Here is a 17,864-nt window from a genome sequence, read left to right as displayed (position 1 = left end):
ACTCAGGCTGTGGGAACCGCGCGTACCCAGGTCCGGTCGTCCGTCAGGTACCTGTCCACCTTCAGGTCCGCCCCGGTCAATATCTCCTCGAACTGTTCCCTTGCCAGCGGCCGAGAGAGGAACGTCTGGGTCCAGGTGGCGTCCGGGAACTCGTACTCCGCATGCACCGAGTGCGCCCCGTCACCGGTCGGCTCCGACGACACGATGCGCACGGTGAAGCCACTCGGGTCGACCCGTTCGCGAGGCACGTCGGTATGCCAGTCCTCGCCCTCCCGCTGGATCAGCACGCAGCCGGCCGGCGCGACATGCCGCACACAGGCCCGCAGCAAGGCCTGTCGGACCTCGGCGTTTCCCGCATGCACAAGGAACGAGCCCAGCATCACGACGCCGAACTGCTCACCGAGGTCGAGGTCTTCGATCGGGCTGCATATCGTGCGTGCCCCGCTGACGCGCTCCAGCATCGCCGGTGACTCGTCGACCGCCGTGACGGTGAAGCCCCGCTCCAGGAGCGGGTGGGTCACCCGTCCCACGCCGCAGCCGAGCTCCAGGATGTGTGCCCCCGCCGGTACCGCCGAGGCGATCACGTCAGGCTCGGTCCCGACCGGCAGTCGCGAATACAGCTCCACCGCACAGCCGTCGGGAGTGATCGCACCAGGTCCCGTCGCCTGGTGCCCCGCCCGCATCTTCAGCTCCATATCCGACCAACGGCCCGCACCCCGCGTCCGTTCCCACACGTACCGGGCGCGTGCGACGACTTCCGACCGCATGCTGCGCCGCGGCTTCACCACCGTCCGGGACGTGGGCGGCGCGGACCACGGCATGGCCCGCGCCCTCGCCGAGGGCCTGCTGCCCGGCCCCCGACTCGTCCACGGCGGCAAGGCGCTCTCCCAGACCGGCGGCCACGGTGACCTGCGCCCGCTCTCCGACAACAGCACGTCCTGCTGCGGCCACGAGCCCGGCTTCGCCCGGATCGCCGACGGTGTGGACGCGGTGCGCGCCGCCGCCCGCGACGAGTTCCGCAAGGGCGCCCAACACCTGAAAATGCTGCTCTCCGGAGGCGTCGCCTCCCCGCACGACGAAGTCTCCGCCGTCCAGTACAGCGACGAGGAGGTGCGTGCGGCGGTCACCGAGGCCGCGCACCACAACCGGTACGTCACCGTGCACGCCTACCATCCGCGCGGCATCAACCGCGCCCTGCGCGCCGGCGTCCGCTGCGTCGAGCACGGCAACCTCCTCGACGACGAGACCATCGAACTGCTGCTGGCCAACGATGCCTTCCTCGTCCCCACCCTCATCACCTACGAGAAGCTGGCCGAGGCCGGCAGGCAACACGGGCTGGGCGAGACCTCGTACCGGAAGATCGGCGACGTACGGGAGGCCGGGCTCGGCGCCCTGGAGAAGGCGCACAAGGCGGGCGTGAACCTCGTCTACGGTTCCGACCTCCTCGGCCCGATGCACCGTCACCAACTCGACGAGTTCACGCTGCGCGCCCAGGTACAGCCCCACGCCGACCTCATCCGCTCGGCGACGACGACCGCCGCCCGTCTGTTGCGTAAGGAGGGGCAGATCGGGACGCTCGCTGTCGGTGCGCACGCCGACCTGCTCGTCGTCGACGGCGACCCGCTGGCGGACATCTCCGTCCTGACCAGGCCGCAGGAGTGCCTGCGGCATGTCATCAAGGGCGGCACACCGATCTGACGCCGGTGCATCTGACGCCGGTGCATCTGGCGCCGGTGCATCTGGCGCCGGTGCCGTTCAGGTCCGGCCCGGCCCGTACTTGTCCCGTCGGGCCGGGGGATCCTGTGGGTCACACGAAGGCGGAGATGAGCAGGGCCATCAGCAGGCCGCAGACGCTGACCAGCGTCTGGATCATGGTGTGCGACTTCGTCGCCTGACCGAGCGTCATCCCGAAGGACTCCTTGACCAGCCAGAAACCCGCGTGGTTCACGTAGTTCAGGCCGATCGAACCGGCGCCGATCGCCACCACGAGCAGGGACGTGTCGATGCTTCCCAGGTGCTGCGCCATCGGTGTCAGGATGCCGGTCGCCGCCACGATGCCCACGGTCGCGGAGCCCGTTGTGAACGACAGCAGCAGGGCCAGCAGCCAGCCCAGGACGAGCAGGTTGAGGTGGGCACCGGAGGCCACCGACTCGATGGCCTTGCCGATGCCGGAGTCCTCCAGGACCTGGTTGAACGTCCCGCCACCAGCGATGATCAGGAGGATGCCCGCCACGGACCTGATGCTGTCCGTGAGCGCCTGACGCGTGGCCTCCGGGGGCGTACCGCGGCGGTAGCCCAGCACGAACAGTGCGAAGAGGAATCCGGCGAACATCGCGATCACCGGCTCGCCCGCGAAGTCCACCACATGGCGCAGCGCGGACGACTCGTCGAGAGTGAGCTCGCCGAGGGTGCGGAGGAGCATCAGGACGGCCGGTACGAGCACGGCCGCCAGCGCCCGGCCGACCGGGACGCTGCCCTGGCCCGCGGACTGATCGGCTGCGTGCCCCGCGGACTGATCGGCTCCGTGCCCCGAGGACTGATCGGCTGCTTGTCCTGAGGACTCCGCCGTGCCACCGTGCGCGGACCCGCCGCCGGTGAACTGGGCGACCAGCTCCCGGTCCGGGTCCACCGCCAGCCGCGGCGCGATCCATCGCCCGTACACCGGGCCCGCCAGGATGACCGTCGGTATCGCGCACACGAGGCCGACGAGGATGGTGGTGCCGAGGCCGGCGTGCAGGCCCTCCACGGCGATCAGCGGACCCGGGTGCGGCGGCACCATCCCGTGCAGCGTCGCGAGCGCCGCGATGGCCGGGGTGGCGAGGAGTACGTACGGCGAACCGGTGTGTTTCCCGCTCGCCCGCAGCCGCTGGGCCACGCTGAAGATCAGCGGCAGCAGCACGATGAGCCCGATCTCGAAGAACATCGGGATGCCGATGACGAACGCGGCGCCCGCCATGTACCAAGGGAGCGCGCGCTCTCCTGCGCGGTCGATGACGGCCCGGGCGATCCTGTCCGTGGCGCCCGAGGACGCGAGCAGTTTGCCGAGCATCGCACCGAAGGCGAGGGTGATGCCGACATCGCCCAGGATGCCGCCGGCGCCCTTCTCGATCGATTCGGCTATCTGCTCGGTGGACTCGCCCGACACGACGGCCACCGCGATGGAGACCAGCATCAGCGCGATGAAGGGGTGGAACTTCAGCCGGGAATTGATCAGCACGATCAGGGCCGCGATGGCGCCCGCCAATGTGATCAGCAGGGTCCAGGTATGCGTCGTCACCATCGGTGCGCCCCCTCGGCGTGGGCGCGTGCAGCACTCGCGCGCGGCTCTGCGCGGCGTGTTGTCATTCGCTTCTCCTGCTGATCACGGTTCTGTCCGACCTGCGGGAAGCTATCGGCCACCGCAACGGCGCTCCAGAATTCGTGCACAGCCCGCGATAGCCGCGTACTGCCAGTTCTGCTCATTGTGTGCACGGGAGCACGGGTGCGCGGTGCGCATGGTGGTGTGCAGTGCGCATGAAGGTGTGCGCGGACGTGCGGGTTCCGCTCGCGTCTACCGTGGGGCCGGTGAAGCCCTACCCGTCCCACTCCCGCCGCCGGTCCCGACCGCCGGTGCCGGGCCCCGGCCGTCGCCCGAGACCGCGCGTACGACTGCGGACCCGGATGCTGCTCCTGCAGTGCGTGGTCGTCGTGGCCGTCCTCGCCTCGGCCTTCGAGGCCTTCGCGCACGACACCGATCAACGGCTCGTCAGCCAGTACCAGCAGCGCGCCCTCGCCATCGCCCGCACCGTCGCCTCGGAGCCGACCGTCCGGGCCGGGGCCGCCCGGTACTCCGATGCCAACGACCGCCCGGGGCGGGGCGCCGCTCACGAAAGCCCGGCGACGCTCGCCGCGAACACGGTGCGCAAGCGGGCCGAGACGGTGCGGCAGAGCACCGGATCGCTGTTCGTCGTGGTCACCGACGACCGGGGGATCAGGCTGGCCCATCCCGACGTCTCTCAGCTGGGCAAGAAGGTGAGCACGGACCCCAGCCGCGCGCTGTCCGGACGTGAGGAACTCGCCGTGCACCGCGCGCACCTCGGCGAGGAGGTGGTCGCCAAGGTGCCGGTACGCGCGCCCGGCTCGACGCGGGTCGTCGGTGAGGCGAACGTCGGTGTCTCCGTGGCCGCCGTCCGCGCCCAAGCCGCGCGCGTGCTGTGGGGCGGGGTCGGCTGGCTCGTGGCCGCGCTGCTGCTGGGCATCGGGGCATCGGTCCTGCTGGCCCGGCGGTGGAAGCGGCTCACCCTCGGTCTGGAGCCCGAAGAGCTCGCGGGCCTGGTCCAGGAGCAGGAGGCGGTGGTGCACGGCATCGGGGAGGGGGTGCTCGCCGTCGACGGTCACGGGCAGGTGACGGTCGCCAACGACGAGGTACGCCGCCTGCTGGGCATCCCGGCCGAGCCCGGCACCCGGCTCGACCGGCTGGGGCTGACACCGCGCGTCCTGGAGGTGGTCGGCGAAGCCGAGGGGCGGCCCGTGATGGCCGTGGTGGGGGAGCGGGTGCTGGTGGTGTCGGCCCGCCGGGTCGAACACGACGGCCTCGACCTCGGCACACTGCTGACCGTCAAGGACCGCACCGACGTGGAGTCCCTGACGCGCCAGCTCGACGCCGTACAGACGTTGAGTTCCGCGTTGCGCGCGCAGCGGCACGAATTCGCCAACCGCCTGCACGTGCTGTCCGGACTGCTGCACCAGGGACACATCGAGGGGGCCGGCGACTACCTCGACAGCCTGCTCGGCACCGGCGGCAGTGGCTCCCTCGACGCTCCCGGTGCCGCGCTTCCCGGCCTGGACACGGTCAAGGACCCGTACCTGAGCGCCATCCTGTCGGCGAAGGCCGCCCAGGCGCGCGAACTCGGGGTCACGCTGCTGCTCGGCGGTGCCACTTGGGTCGACGGGCCGGTGACGGCACGCGTCGACATCACCACCGTGCTCGGCAACCTGATCGACAATGCCCTCGACGCCGCTCGCGACGGGGCCCGCCGTCCGTCGCGCGTCGAGGTGGAGCTGATGACGGTGGAGTCGGACCTGCACATCACCGTGGCCGACAGCGGCGACGGTGTACCGGCAGATCTGGCCGACGCCCTGTTCGAGGAGGGAGTCTCGACGAAGGACCACGCGGCGGCGCCGGGCGGACGAGGCGTGGGCCTCTCCCTCATCCGCCAGATCGCGCGCGGGCGCGGCGGAGACATCCGGCTGACGGACCCCGGAGGACCACCGGCCGCCGCCGAGGACGCCGAAGCCGCCGGCATGTCCGCAGCCTCCGCCCCGTCGGGCGAGGCCGACCGGGTCACCGGCGGCGCCGTCTTCGTGGCCCGCCTGCCGCACGTCCTACCCGGCCCGACAGCCCCTCGGCCCGACCCGCCCCGCCCGTGAGAGTTCAGACATGAGCGAACACCCCGACCGCCACCACCCCTTCTCCGTACTGTTCGTCGACGACGACTTCCGCGTCGCCGACCTGCACGCTTCGCTCGTCGCCGATACCCCCGGCTTCACCGTCGTGGGCACGGCCCACTCCGCGCGCGCCGCGCTGGAGGAAGCAGCCACGCGCCCGATCGACCTCGCCCTCGTGGACCTGTACCTCCCCGACCGCTCCGGCATCGAGCTGATGGCCGAGCTGTCGTGCGATGTCTTCGTCCTCAGCGCCGCCGCCGAGGGGGCGACCGTCCGCAGGGCGCTGTCGGCGGGCGCGCTCGCGTACCTGATCAAGCCGTTCCCGCCACACCTGCTCTCCGAGAAGCTGCGCGGCTACGCCCGGTTCCGGCAGCTGACGGACGCGGAGATCCTCGACCAGAACGTGGTCGACAACGCCTTCGACGCCCTCAGGAGTCCGCGCGCGAGCCGCAGCCGGCAGGCCGCCGCGCAGACCGTGACCCGGGAACTGGTCCTGGCCGCCGTGGACGACTCCGGCACCCCGCTCTCCGCCGGCGAGGTCGCCGCGCAGATCGGCGTCTCGCGCGCCACGGCGCAGCGTTACCTCGCCGACCTCGTCACCCGCGGCCGACTGCGCATGCGCCTCCGCTACGGCGCGGCGGGCCGCCCGGAACAGGAGTACCACCAGCTGTGACGGCAGGAGTACCACCACCGTGCAGGCCCGTGAGGGAGCCGGGCCGAGCGTCGGTCCGGCCGGCCGGCCAGGGCCCGGACCTGCGAGACTGCACCCATGACCACGGAGCAACGCCGCATTCTCGTCATCGGTATCGGAGCGGGCGACCCGGACCACCTGACCCTGGGGGCGGTCAAGGCCATCCGCCGGGCCGACGTCTTCTTCATCGTCGGCAAGGGACCGGACAAGTCCGCGCTGACGGACCTGCGCCACCGCATGCTGGCGGAGCACGCGCAGGCCGGACACCGGGTCGTGGAGGTGGCGGACCCCGATCGGGACCGGCGTCCGATGGACCGCTCCGACTACACCTCGGCAGTCCATGACTGGCGGACGCGGCGCGCCGACATCTTCGAGAGGCTGATCCGCGAGGAGATGACGGCGGGGGAGACCGGGGCGTTCCTCGTGTGGGGCGACCCCTCGCTGTACGACAGCACGCTCGGGAGCCTCACCACCATCGAGGAACGCGGCACCGTCGCCTTCAGCGTGGATGTCGTCCCCGGCATCAGCAGCGTCTCGTCGCTGGCCGCGCGCCACCGCATTCCGCTGAACCAGGTGGGCAGGCCGGTGCACATCACCCCGGCCCGCAGGCTCTCCGACGTGGGCCGGAACGATGACGGCGACATCGTGGTCATGCTCGACGCGCACGAGTCGTTCACCGGGTTCGAGGGGGCCGACGTGTGGATCTACTGGGGTGCGTACCTCGGCACGCCGGACGAGCTGCTGGTCGCCGGCCCGCTGCGCGAGGTGTCCGACCGCATCCGGCAGCTGCGGGCCGAGGCACGCGCACGCCATGGCTGGATCATGGACACCTACCTGCTGCGCATCCCCGAGCCGGATGCCGAACACCCGTGAGGCAGAGCGTGAGACACAGCACGGGGGCAGGGTGGGAGCCGGGACGGCGGTCTCTTCCGCGGTGCCCACGGTAGGACCGGGTGCGTCGGGAAACGCGCATGCCGGGAGGTTAAGCTTTCCGGATCATTGCATTTCCGAAGCTTTAGGAGCACAGAGATGGCTGAGACCGGAGCCAACGTCTACTTCGACGTCACCGTCAACGACGAGCCCATCGGCCGCATCGTTTTCAAGCTGTTCGACGACGTCGTGCCGAAGACCGCGCGCAACTTCCGTGAGCTGGCCACCGGCGAGAACGGGTTCGGCTACGCCGGGTCCACCTTCCACCGTGTCATCCCCGCGTTCATGCTCCAGGGCGGTGACTTCACCAACCACAACGGCACCGGCGGCAAGAGCATCTACGGCGAGAAGTTCGCGGACGAGAACTTCGACCTCAAGCACGACCGCCCCTTCCTGCTGAGCATGGCCAACGCGGGCCCCAACACCAACGGCTCGCAGTTCTTCGTCACGACCGTCGTCACCGACTGGCTGGACGGCAAGCACGTCGTCTTCGGTGAGGTCGTCGAGGGCCAGGACATCGTCAAGCAGATCGAGGCCCTGGGCTCCCGCAGCGGCGCCACCAGCGCCACCGTCGCCATCAAGGAGTCCGGCACCCTCTGAGTCCAGTGGCCGGGACCCGCTGGGCCCCGGTACGGGCGCGGCGGTAGGTCGAGATGAGGAGCTGGTCCTTCTCGGGGCCGTGGACTTCCCAGCGCAGGTGCCACTCGTCCGGCGACACGACGGTGAAGGTGCCCTCGTAGCGGTCGGCGGCGCACTGGTGCACGGCCGTCCAGCGGCCGTGGCGCAGGTCCAGCGTGTGGAAGGGACGGCCGTCCGCGAAGGACACCTCGGCGGAGCCGTCCGGGAGTGGCACCATGCGCAGGGTCCGGCCGGCTTCCCGCCGCGCGCCGCCCCACTCCAGGACGCCTTCCTCCACGTGCAGCCAGCCGCCGTCCGCGTCCCCGGCACGGAACTCGGCCCGTCCGGTGAAGTGACCGGTGGTACCGCCGGCGGACAGCTCACGCTCCACCGTCCAGTTGCCCGCCAGGTAGGCGAGCGCGTCGGGTACGGCCTGGGCGCCGGTGTCGGATGAGGTCATGCCCTCAGCTTCTCATCGGCCCCAGGGGCGCTCTGCCCCAGGGACGCCTCCCCGCTCCCTGGGGCCGCGCCGGTCCGGGCGGCCGCACTCGCAGGCCGGCGCTGCGGCGACGCTATGTCGCGGGTGCCGACGGGGGCACCTCGATGGGCAGATGCCGTGGGCCGCGCAGGAGTGCGCTGTGCCGGTACGGGGGCGGATCCTCGACGAGGGTGGCGGCGCCGAGCAGGGGGAGGAGCGCGCTCAGGGCGGTCTGGGCCTCGATCCGGGCGAGTGGCGCGCCGTAACAGAGGTGGATGCCGCTGCCGAAACCGAGGTGCTGGTTGTCCTGGCGGGCGGGGGCGAACCGGTCGGGATCGCGGAACCGTTTCGGGTCCCGGCTGCCCGAGGCCAGTGCCAGCACCACGGGCACGCCCTTGGGAAGGGTCGTGCCCGCGACGTCGATGTGGGCGAGCGGCACGCGCGGCAGCAGGTGCACGGGCGGCTCGTAACGCAACAGTTCCTCCACCGCCGCCGGCATCAGCTCCGGTTCGCGACGCAAGCGGTCCCGTTGGTCGGGGTGGCGCAGCAGGGTGAGCGCGCCGTTGGTGATGAGGTTGACCGTGGTCTCGTGCCCCGCGACGAGCAGCAGCGTCCCGTTGGCCGCGAGCTCCTCGCGGGTGAACTCACCGGCCGGGCCCGGGTCGTTGACGAACGCGGACAGCATGTCGTCGGTGGGCCGGCCGCGCCGCCGCTCGGCGAGCTCCACCAGGTAGTGGCCCATCTGCGTCCGGGCCTGGGCTCCGGCCAGCTGACGCTTGGCGGCGTCCTCGCCGGACCGGACGTCGAAGGCGTCGACGATGGTGGTGGACCAGTCGCGGAACACCGGCTCGTCCTCGCGCGGTACCCCGAGCAGCCGGCAGATCACGGTGACGGGCAGTGGGTACGCGAAGTCGTCGACGATGTCGATCCGGGTACGCCCCCGAAGCCCATCGACCAGTTCCTCGGTGATCCGGGCGATCTCACCGCGCAGTGCGTCGATCCGGCCCGGACTGTGCGGCGGACCGAACGGCCGCATGGCCTTGCTGCGCAGGCGGTGGTGCTCGGGGTCGTCGAGCCGGATGAAGGGGACCAGCAGCTCGTCGTCCTCGGACAGGCCGCGGTAGGGCGCGGCGCGGTGGCGGCGGTCCGAGCTGATCCGCGGGTCGTGGAGGAGCGCGACGATGTCGTGGTACCCGCCGATCAGGTAACTGCCGTCCGTCTGCCGCGCCACGCCCGCCGCGCGGAGCTCCGCGTACAGCGGGTACGGGTCGGGGCGGTTGGCGTAGTCGGTGATCCGCTCCAGCAGGGTGTCAAAGGCCATGTGACGGCTCCTCGTGGCAGGAGGGACGGAGGGTCAGCTGCCGGGGCGCACCACGGTGAGCCGGCGGTCCGGCAGATGACCGGTGAGCGCGACGGTGGGGCCGTGGGACAGTCCCTTGGGGTCCGGTACGTCGGAGGGGACCGGGAATTCGGCGACGAGCGGGTGGCCGTCGGCCGCGCCGGGAGCGGGCGGGAACGGCGCTGCGGTCTCGATGAGGCTCTGGTAGTGCTCCAGCCACTTGGCCATGTTGACGGTGACCGCCGCGGTGACGCGGCCCCGGTAGCCGTAGACCGCCACCAGTCGGCGTTCGGCGAGCGAGCCCTGGGCGATGACCACCTGGTCGGAGAAGGTGGGGACGCCCACCGACTTGATGTTGACGCCGAACTGGGTGGACCAGAAGACCGGAACGCCGAGATGCGGGCGCCGGTGCGGCCCCGGGTGCACCATGTTGTGGGCCGCCACTTCGGCCTGCGTGACCGCGTTGCCCCAGTGTTCCAGGGAGAGCAGCTGGTAGTCGAAGAGCGGGTGTGGGAAGCGGGAGACGTCGCCGGCCACGAAGACGTCGTCGGTGACGATGCCGTACATGGTGAAGGCACGGCACCCCGCGTCGCAGGCGACCCCGTGGGGCCCGGCCGCCAGCCCGGTGTCCGCCAGCCACTCGACGTTGCGCACCGCGCCCAGGGCGATGACGCACACGTCCGCGTCGATGTGGCTGCCATCGGAGAGGCCGGCGCCGGTGAACCGCCCCTTGCCGTCGCCGGACAGCGCGGTGACCGTCACGCCGCAGCGGAGGTCCACGCCGTGCGCCCGCTGCAGGCCGGCGGCGAGTTTGGACAGTGTGCCGCCGAGCGCGCCCACCAGCGGCCCCGAACCGCGTTCGGCGACCGTGACCTCGATGCCCTGTTCCCGGCAGGCCGAGGCGATCTCCGAGCCGGTGAAGCCGCCGCCGATCACCAGTACCCGGCGCGGCCCGGCAGCGAGCCGGTCGGCGAGCTGCGCGGCATCGTCACTGGTCCGCAGGGGGAGCACACCGTCCAGGGCGGCCTGTTCCGGATGCGGCCAGGGGCGCGCCCGCGTCCCGGTGGCGATCAGCAGCCGGTCGTAGGGCAGCGACTCGCCGTCGGCCAGCAACACACGCTTGGCGAGCGGGTCGAGCCCGGTGGCGGCCACCCCCAGCCGCCAGTCGGCGTCCGGGTCCCGCCGCGTCGGCAGCCGCGTGGCGTCCGCCGTCGTGGTGCCGAGCAACACCTGCTTGGACAGCGGTGGCCGGTCGTAGGGCGGGCGGGGCTCCTCGCCCACCAGTGTCAGCGGGCCGGTGAAGCCCTCCTCGCGGAGCGTCTCGGCGGCCCGTAGCCCGGCCAGCGACGCACCGACGATGACGATCCGGCCTTCCCACAGGTCACCGGGCATCGGCACGCACCGCCTCCCCGATGAGGATCGCCTGCACCGGGCACGCCGCCGCGGCCTGGCGCACGCGCTCCAGCTGGTCGTCCGGCACGTCCGGGCGGTACAGCAGGGCTTCCTCCCCGGACAGCCGGAACACCTCCGGCGCGAGGAAAACGCACTGCGCGTACGCCTGGCAGCGGGTGAGGTCCACGACGATCTGCATACCGAGCCACTCCCTCCGTCACCACGATTCCCCGGGCCGTTCGGGGCGCGAGGCGGTTCAGACGCGCGTCCGGCTGCTCCGGGGACACCGGAGCCGTGCCGCAGTGTAGGCCGCGCACCCGGCGGCGCGGGCGAGCATGAGCGAGTACCGGCTGTTCGACAGACGGGGCGTCAGGACAGGTGGCGTAGCAGGCAGTTGACCTCTGTACCACGCGGCGCGGGCGACGCGGAGCACAGGGGCGTTCGGCGATCGTGGCCGGCTCGGTGGGAGAAGACGGTGCTGGCCGGTGCCACGTGTACGGCCGTCCCGGCGAGGACGCTCAGCAGGGCGTTGCGGCGCCGCAGGTGTGACGGCCCCGCACACGGTGCAGGGGGGACAGGGTGTAGAAGACGTGCCGCGCCTGTACGAGGAAGGCGGCCACCGCGATGGACGCCAGTGGCGCGACGGCGGTCACCATGCCGATGAGCAGGAACTCGAACGAGCCGCCGTGGACCAACGCGGCGGACAGCCCCGCCCACCACCGGTCCAGCCCGGACTGGACCAGGTGGCGTGGTCGGCCACGGTGACCCGGAGGAAATAGTCGGGGCGGCCGAAGCCTTCATGACCGGAAAGCTCAGCGGCCTGCCCGCCGTGCGCCTCGAACCGCACCTCACCATGAAGACCATCGAGACGGACGGCTGAGGGCCTTCACCTGCGGGCGCGTAGGAAGGCAGGGACCGCGTCGTCTCAGCCGGCGGCCAACGAAACCTCCGTCGACTTGAACAGGACCGTGACGGGGGAGCCGTTCGCGAGGCCGAGGTCGGTCACGGCGTCCTTGGTGATGGCGGCGGTCAGGTCGGTGCTGCCCACCGCGACCTTGACCGAGGCCATGGCGGCGCCGGTGGCGATGTCGCGTACGGTGCCGGGGAGTCGGTTGCGGAGGGAGAGGCCCGCCACCGGGCCGGTGGCGAGGGCGACCTCCGTGGCCTTGACGAGGGCGCGTACCGAGGAGCCTTCGGCGAGGCCGAGGTCCTTGACGGCGTCGAGGGTGATGGCGGCGGTGACGTCCTGGCCGCCGTCGAGACGGACCCTGACCGTGGCCATGACCTCCCCAGGGGTGACGGACACGACGGTGCCGGGAAGCTGGTTGCGGATGCTCAGACTCATGACGGGACGCCTCGCAGAGTGTGGGGATTTGTCTGCCTTGCTGCCTGCGCGGCTACCGTAGCCCGGCGGAGGCGCCCCGTGCCGACGCCATGGCAACCGCGAGGCGAGAGGCGCCGCACGCCTGGCAGATCGACGCCGGTCGGTCGCGTGTCGGCCCCGCCCTCCCTCAGGCGGGGTACGCGTGGGTCTGCGCCGCCTTGACCGCCGCCCAGACCGTGGCGCCGGGGCGCAGGTCCAGTTCGGCGGCGGCGACCGTGGTCAGCGCGGCGGCCAGGGGCAGCTCGCCCGTGAGGTCGGCGCGGATCTGGTCGCCGTGGGTCTCCAGGCCGGCCACCTCGCAGCGCCAGAGGTTGCGGGCACTGGACCCGGCGGGGCGGTCCCGGTACAGGGTCACCGCGCTGGGCGGGAAGGCGACGCACACCGGGCCGGTGAGCTCCTCGGTGGTGGTGATCTCCGGCCCGTCGTCCAAATGAACCGCGTGCCCCTGGGCCTCTCCCCGGTAGAGGTTGAGGCCGACCAGATGGGCGATGTAGTCGGTGCGGGGGTGGCGGGCGATGTCGGCGGGTGAGCCTTCCTGGACGATGCGGCCGTCCTCCACGACGACGAGGTGGTCGGCCAGCACCATGGCGTCCAGCGGGTCGTGCGTGACGAGCACGGCGACCGCTTCGAAGTCGGCCAGGTGGTGGCGGAGCTGGGCGCGGACGTCGAGGCGGGTGCGCGCGTCGAGAGCGGCCAGCGGCTCGTCGAGGAGCAGCAGCCGGGGGTGGGTGGCCAGGGCGCGGGCCAGTGCGACGCGCTGGGCCTGGCCGCCGGAGAGGCGCCGCGGCTTGGACCCGGCGTGCTGGGCCAGGCCCATGCGCTCCAGCCAGGCGGCGGCCTGGGCGCGGGCCGCCGCCTTGGGCGTGCCGTGGCAGCGTGGCCCGAAGGCCACGTTGTCCAGCGCGGTGAGGTGCGGGAAGAGCAGGTAGTCCTGGAAGACGACGCCGACCGGGCGGGACTCCGGAGGAGTACGGTCCAACTCCGCGCCGTCCAGTCGGAGATGACCACCCGACAGCGGGATGAGGCCGGCGAGCGCGCGCAGGGCGGTCGTCTTGCCGGCGCCGTTCGGGCCGAGCAGCGCGACGACGTCACCGGGCGATGCGGTGAGCGCCACGTCGAGCCGGAACGCACCGCGTTCGACCACCAGCCGGGCATCGAGCCCCGCACCGTCCGCACCGTCCTCACCGGCGGAGCCGGCGCGGTGGCGGGCGGATTCTCGAGTGTCGTGCGTATCGGTCATGAGGCGGTCATCCAGCGGTCCCGCAGCCCTGCCAGCACCGCGATCGACACGGCCAGCAGGACCAGGCTGAGCGCGATCGCCGCGTCCGGGTCGTTCTGCAGGGCGAGGTAGACGGCCAGCGGCATGGTCTGCGTACGGTCGGGGAAGTTGCCGGCGAAGGTGATCGTCGCGCCGAACTCGCCGAGCGCGCGGGCCCAGGCCAGCACGGCGCCGGCCGCGATGCCGGGCGCGATGAGCGGCAGGGTGACCCGGCGGAACGCCGTGAAGCGGGAGGCGCCGAGCGTGGTGGCCGCCTCCTCGTACCGCGGGTCGGCGGCGCGCAGGGTGCCCTCCACGCTGATGACCAGGAACGGCATGGCCACGAACGCCTCCGCGAGCACCACTCCGGCGGTGGTGAACGGCAAGGTGATGCCGAAGGTGGCATCCAGCCACTGCCCCAGCACGCCGTTGCGGCCGAGCGCCATCAGCAGGGCCACGCCGCCCACCACCGGCGGCAGGACGAGCGGCAACGTCACCAGGGCCCGGACGAAACCGCGCCCCGGAAACTCGACCCGCGCGAGCAGCCAGGCCAGCGGTACGCCGATCACCAGGCTCACCGCGGTCGCCGCAGTGGCGCAGATGAGGGACAGCTTCAGCGCTTGCCATACCTCCGGGCTGGTCAGCAGCTCCGGGATGGACCGCCACGGGGCCCTGATCAGCAGGGCGACGAGCGGGAGGACCAGGAACGCGAGACCGATCAGTGCGGGCAGGAGCAGGGGGAGCGGGGCGCCGCCGCGGGCACGGCGGCGCCGCGGCCCACTCGTGCGGGGGTCGGCCGCGGCGCCGGTCTTGTCGGGCGGGGTCACGGCTTGAGGAACCCGGCCTGGTTCAGCACCCGCTGGCCCTTGTCGGACCGTACGAGCGCGATGAACGCCTTGGCGGCGTCGGGGTTCTTCGCGTTCTTGAGCCGGGCGATCGGGTAGTCGTTGATGGCCTTGGCCGACTCGGGGAACTCCACGCCCTCCACCTTGTCACCCGCGGCCTTCACATCGGTCTTGTAGACCACCGCGGCGTCGGCCTCCTTCAGCACCACCTTGTTCAGCGCGGACTTGACGTCCTGCTCGTACGAGACGGGAGTGAGTTCGAGGTGGCTGGCGCCCAGGGCCTTCTGCGCGGCGGAGCCGCACGGCACCGTCTTGTCGCACAGCACGACCTTCCGGCCGGACTTGGTGAGGTCCTTCAGGGAGGAGACCTTGTCGGGGTTGCCCGGAAGAGTGGCGATCTCCAGCTGGTTGCGTATGAAGGTGGCCGGCTCGCCGACCGCGTCGCCCTTGTCCGTCACGGTCTTCATCGTCTTGGGGCTGGCGGCGGCGAACACGTCCGCCGGGGCGCCGCTGGTGATGCCCGCCGCGAGGCTGTCGCTGCCGCCGAAGCTGAAGGTGACCTTCGTCCCCGGGTGCTCCTTCTCGAACTCCTTCTTCAGCGTCGTGAAGCTCTCCTTCAGCGAGGCGGCCGCGAAGACCGTCACCTCACCGGACAGCTTGTCCGAGGACGAACCCGACGCGCCGGACTCGGACTTCCCGGCGGAGTCGGAGGACGAGCAGGCGCTCAGAGCCAGCAGGGCGGCGGCGCCTGCGCCGGTCACCTGAAGCATCCGACGGGTCCGGCGCGCGGAACAGGTCATCACGGGTCCACTCCCTCTGGTCCTGAACGGACTCACTTGCGGTCTTTCGACGGCCGTGTCGGCCGGCTCGATCACGCCGACCACCGGAACGCCGGGCTCCGGCCCGGTGGCCGTCGGCGCCGATCATACTGCCGCAGATGCAAGGTGAAAGTCTCCCGTCGCATCGCATGAGCTGAGGCTCCTTGCCTCTGGCATGGCATGTGCGTTTGTACGTACCGGCTGCACGGATACGGTCCTGCGGAAGGCGGTGGCCCGTGCGTCGGTCGTGAGGTGGCAGCCCGGGCTGCCGGTCGGACGGCCACCGTGCGACCGCACCGTGCCGCTCATGCCAGTTCCCGGCGGATCTCCTCCGCGTACCGGAACGTCATGTGGCGCCGCCACTCGGGCAGCCCGTGGATGTCGTCGAACCACTCGTCGTCGGGGACGGCCGAGCCGATCGCCGCCCGCAGCGCCTCGGCGGTCGGCGGCAGCGGGAACCACAGCCGCACGGGCCGGACCGTCGAAGCGGTGACCGTGATCGCGAGTGCGCCGTCCAGCGGACTGGACGCACCGATGACCAGCACGCCGGAGCGCCCGAGCCCGGACAGCGAGGCCTGGCGGAACGCCGTACGGCAGGCCAGCGTCCGGGCCGGCACGGTGACGGACCGCAGCAGCTCGCCCGTTGCCAGGACCTGGCGGCCAGCCCCGGTCACGAAGTCGGCGACCCGTACCCGGCGGCGCGCGCCGTCCTGCGCGATCAGCAGGGTCTCGCCGTCCAGTGCGGCGGTGAGCGAGGTCATGGGGCCGGCCGGGAGGGCGGTGCAGAGGTTGCCGCCGACGGTGGCCATGTTCCAGATCTTGAACGAGGCGAGGAACGCGCGGCAGCACTGCTCGAAGAGGGGCGCCGCCGCGATGGCAAGGCCCTTCGCGAACTCGGACAGCTGGGCGATGGTGCAGGTCGCGGCGATCTCCAGCGAGCCGTCCGGGTGCTGCTGCACGGGCGTCCAGCCGGTGCGACCGAGGTCGATCAGGCGGCGCAGGTGCGGTTGCGGCTCGGAGAACAGATATGTGCCCCCGCCGAGCCAGGCGTCGCCCGGCCGCCAGGGTGCCGGGTGCCGTGCGTCCCGGATCTCCACCACCGTGTTCAGGTCCATGACCGTCAGTGAAGCAACCCGGGCGGGGGCGGGGCGACCGGTACACAGCACGGGAACGACAACCTTCGCCTCCCGGCGGCCCCGGCATCGGAAACCGCCACCCACCGCCCGGCGGCCGTACGAGCAGGGGCACGGCCCCACCACGGCCGACGCGCCCTCTTCCTCACACTCGGTCGATGTGCACGTTCGTCGACTTCACCCGCGCGGTGGCCTCCATGCCGACCTCCAACCGCAGCTCCTCCACGGCCTCCCGCGTGAGCAGCGACACCAACCGGTGCGGACCGGCCTGGATCTCCACCTGCGCCGCGACGTCGCCCAGCTTGATCGCGGTGACGATGCCGGGGAAGGCGTTGCGCACCGAGGTGGAGGAGGCGTCCTCCTCGCCGCTCCCGCCCTTGGCGAGTTCCACGGAGAAGACGGCCAGGTCCCTGCCGTCGATGAGCCGCCGTCCGCCCTCGTCGCGATGGGTCGCCACCCGGCCCGAGTCCGCCCACCGCCGCGCGGTGTCCGGGCTCACGCCGAGCAGCCGTGCCGCCTGGCCGATCGTGTATGACTGCATGAACGCCAAGATAGATCAGCCGCCGAAGCCGGGACGCACTCCCGGCCGGGCGAGCGGGCGCGGGGCTTGGGACGCGGTCAGGGCTCCCGCGCCTCCAGCAGTTCGGTCGACGGCCGGAAGCCGGCGCGTCGGTAGACCGGCACGCTGCGTTCCGACGGCCAGACGATGAGCACGTCCGTACCCCGCTCCCGAATCCACTGCTCAGCCCGTGCCATGGATCGCGTCGGTGCGGAAGAACCGGCTTCCCGGTCGTCGCGATCCTCTTCCTTGAATTCCCATCGCAGCCGCGCCAGGGCGGGCGCATCAGTGGCCTCGGCCCGGCGCACACGAAAGTCGGTGGTCATGGCGGAAGTCTGACGCGCCGCGCCTCGGCCGGCTCCCTATTTTCCGCGGCTCGCACCGAGCGGGCGGACGGAGACGGCGGCGCGGCGGCGGGGGACGGCGCGTGCGTGTCGGCGCAGGGGAAGTACGAGGGCCAGGGCGACGAGGGTGCCGACCAGAGCGCCGGCCGCGACGTCGTGCGGGTAGTGGGCGCCCACCCAGACCCGGGAGGCGGCCATCGCCACGGCGGCGAGCACGGCGACCGCTCCGATGCGGCGCGAGACGAAGAGCAGGACGACCGCTGCCGCGGCTGCGATGGCCGCATGGTTGCTGGGAAAGGACCAGTCATGTGGCGCCGGGCACGCCTCCAACGTGACCGCGCGCAGGCTCCGGCAGGGACGGTCCTCACGCACCAGCAGCTTCACCACGGTGTTGGCGGCGTAGGCCAGCGCCACGATCACCGGCGCGGCGAGTGCGAGCCCCGCCGCGTGCGGCCCGGTACGCCGGGCGCGCCACCAGGCGAGGGCCAGCAGCACCGCAAACAGGCCGAGGCCGTAGGTCGACCACGAGGAGACGAGGGTGTCCAGCCATGACGGGGACCGGCCGGCGAGGCGTACCACGCCGCTGTAGAGGGAGCCGTCGATCGAGGAACCGTCGAAGGCGAGGATCATCCGCATACCTCTTCCGCC

The 17,864-nt window shown here is 71.9% G+C and carries 21 protein-coding genes; 6 read left to right on the top strand and 15 right to left on the bottom strand.

The annotated features are described in order from the left end of the window. Positions 1-2 precede the first annotated feature (2 nt). Complete coding sequence (locus IF20_RS33015) at positions 3-695, bottom strand: class I SAM-dependent methyltransferase (protein ID WP_052869140.1); 693 nt, start codon at positions 693-695, stop codon at positions 3-5. On the opposite strand from IF20_RS33015, the gene IF20_RS33010 reads away from it, so the two are divergent. Further along, complete coding sequence (locus IF20_RS33010; protein ID WP_267881153.1) at positions 643-1,698, top strand: metal-dependent hydrolase family protein; 1,056 nt, start codon at positions 643-645, stop codon at positions 1,696-1,698. The genes IF20_RS33015 and IF20_RS33010 overlap by 53 nt on opposite strands. A gap of 109 nt (positions 1,699-1,807) precedes the next feature. Here IF20_RS33010 and IF20_RS33005 read toward each other — a convergent pair whose 3' ends face one another. Continuing rightward, complete coding sequence (locus IF20_RS33005; protein ID WP_052869104.1) at positions 1,808-3,280, bottom strand: GntP family permease; 1,473 nt, start codon at positions 3,278-3,280, stop codon at positions 1,808-1,810. 380 nt (positions 3,281-3,660) lie between these two features. Between IF20_RS33005 and IF20_RS33000 the strand changes: the two genes are divergently transcribed. The 4 genes from IF20_RS33000 (at position 3,661) to IF20_RS32985 (ending at position 7,648) form a co-directional block, all read left to right on the top strand. Further along, the gene (locus tag IF20_RS33000) at positions 3,661-5,409 is read left to right on the top strand and encodes a sensor histidine kinase (protein ID WP_110944772.1); all 1,749 of its coding nucleotides are present in this window, start codon (positions 3,661-3,663) and stop codon (positions 5,407-5,409) included. A 10-nt stretch (positions 5,410-5,419) separates the two neighbouring features. After that, on the top strand, positions 5,420-6,100 hold the full coding sequence (locus IF20_RS32995) for a response regulator (protein WP_052869103.1): 681 nt from the start codon (positions 5,420-5,422) through the stop codon (positions 6,098-6,100). A 96-nt stretch (positions 6,101-6,196) separates the two neighbouring features. Beyond that, entirely contained in the window at positions 6,197-6,991 is a 795-nt protein-coding gene (gene cobF, locus IF20_RS32990; protein ID WP_052869102.1) for a precorrin-6A synthase (deacetylating), read from the top strand. Positions 6,992-7,147: 156 nt separating this feature from the next. Beyond that, positions 7,148-7,648, top strand: coding sequence for a peptidylprolyl isomerase (locus IF20_RS32985; protein WP_052869101.1), 501 nt, complete (start codon positions 7,148-7,150; stop codon positions 7,646-7,648). On the opposite strand, the gene IF20_RS32980 is transcribed toward IF20_RS32985, so the two are convergent. The 5 genes from IF20_RS32980 to IF20_RS38530 form a co-directional block, all read right to left on the bottom strand. Then, entirely contained in the window at positions 7,626-8,126 is a 501-nt protein-coding gene (locus IF20_RS32980) for a DUF6314 family protein (protein ID WP_052869100.1), read from the bottom strand. The two genes, IF20_RS32985 and IF20_RS32980, sit on opposite strands and share 23 nt — an antisense overlap. A gap of 112 nt (positions 8,127-8,238) precedes the next feature. Next, a complete protein-coding gene (locus tag IF20_RS32975) occupies positions 8,239-9,465 on the bottom strand; it encodes a cytochrome P450 (protein ID WP_052869099.1) in 1,227 nt (408 codons plus the stop codon). 33 nt (positions 9,466-9,498) lie between these two features. Further along, positions 9,499-10,875, bottom strand: coding sequence for an NAD(P)/FAD-dependent oxidoreductase (locus IF20_RS32970; protein ID WP_052869139.1), 1,377 nt, complete (start codon positions 10,873-10,875; stop codon positions 9,499-9,501). Beyond that, positions 10,865-11,074 (bottom strand): ferredoxin, encoded by a 210-nt coding sequence (locus IF20_RS32965; protein ID WP_052869098.1) that lies wholly within the window; start codon positions 11,072-11,074, stop codon positions 10,865-10,867. The genes IF20_RS32970 and IF20_RS32965 overlap by 11 nt, the downstream gene beginning before the upstream one ends. 319 nt (positions 11,075-11,393) lie before the next feature. Further along, positions 11,394-11,603 carry an AzlC family ABC transporter permease gene (locus IF20_RS38530; RefSeq protein ID WP_324605610.1) on the bottom strand — a complete coding sequence of 70 codons (210 nt, stop codon included), beginning with the start codon at positions 11,601-11,603 and terminating at the stop codon, positions 11,394-11,396. Between the two features lie 20 nt (positions 11,604-11,623). On the opposite strand from IF20_RS38530, the gene IF20_RS40620 reads away from it, so the two are divergent. After that, positions 11,624-11,755 carry a hypothetical protein gene (locus tag IF20_RS40620; protein ID WP_267881151.1) on the top strand — a complete coding sequence of 44 codons (132 nt, stop codon included), beginning with the start codon at positions 11,624-11,626 and terminating at the stop codon, positions 11,753-11,755. Positions 11,756-11,800: 45 nt separating this feature from the next. Here the strand turns inward: IF20_RS40620 and IF20_RS32960 are convergent, their stop codons facing one another. The 8 genes from IF20_RS32960 to IF20_RS32925 form a co-directional block, all read right to left on the bottom strand. Next, positions 11,801-12,220: a TOBE domain-containing protein gene (locus IF20_RS32960; protein WP_052869097.1), complete on the bottom strand. Its 420-nt coding sequence runs from the start codon at positions 12,218-12,220 to the stop codon at positions 11,801-11,803. Between the two features lie 166 nt (positions 12,221-12,386). Further along, on the bottom strand, positions 12,387-13,499 hold the full coding sequence (locus tag IF20_RS32955) for an ABC transporter ATP-binding protein (RefSeq protein WP_052869096.1): 1,113 nt from the start codon (positions 13,497-13,499) through the stop codon (positions 12,387-12,389). Continuing rightward, a complete protein-coding gene (locus IF20_RS32950; protein ID WP_052869095.1) occupies positions 13,496-14,344 on the bottom strand; it encodes an ABC transporter permease in 849 nt (282 codons plus the stop codon). Before IF20_RS32950 ends, IF20_RS32955 begins: the two co-directional genes overlap by 4 nt. Continuing rightward, complete coding sequence (modA, locus tag IF20_RS32945) at positions 14,341-15,162, bottom strand: molybdate ABC transporter substrate-binding protein (RefSeq protein ID WP_052869094.1); 822 nt, start codon at positions 15,160-15,162, stop codon at positions 14,341-14,343. The genes IF20_RS32950 and modA overlap by 4 nt, the downstream gene beginning before the upstream one ends. Positions 15,163-15,485: 323 nt before the next feature. Next, positions 15,486-16,295, bottom strand: a complete 810-nt coding sequence (locus IF20_RS32940; protein WP_052869093.1) for an FAD binding domain-containing protein — start codon at positions 16,293-16,295, stop codon at positions 15,486-15,488. A 163-nt stretch (positions 16,296-16,458) separates the two neighbouring features. Continuing rightward, positions 16,459-16,854, bottom strand: a complete 396-nt coding sequence (locus IF20_RS32935; RefSeq protein ID WP_052869138.1) for a TOBE domain-containing protein — start codon at positions 16,852-16,854, stop codon at positions 16,459-16,461. 77 nt (positions 16,855-16,931) lie between these two features. Continuing rightward, a complete protein-coding gene (locus IF20_RS32930) occupies positions 16,932-17,198 on the bottom strand; it encodes a hypothetical protein (protein WP_052869092.1) in 267 nt (88 codons plus the stop codon). Positions 17,199-17,234: 36 nt separating this feature from the next. After that, positions 17,235-17,846, bottom strand: coding sequence for a phosphatase PAP2 family protein (locus IF20_RS32925; protein ID WP_052869137.1), 612 nt, complete (start codon positions 17,844-17,846; stop codon positions 17,235-17,237). Between the last annotated feature and the right edge of the window lie 18 nt (positions 17,847-17,864).

Origin of the sequence: Streptomyces niger, from assembly GCF_000718305.1 — a bacterium.
Classification (GTDB): Bacteria; Actinomycetota; Actinomycetes; order Streptomycetales; family Streptomycetaceae; genus Streptomyces; species Streptomyces niger.
This window is presented reverse-complemented; position numbering and strand designations above follow the sequence as displayed.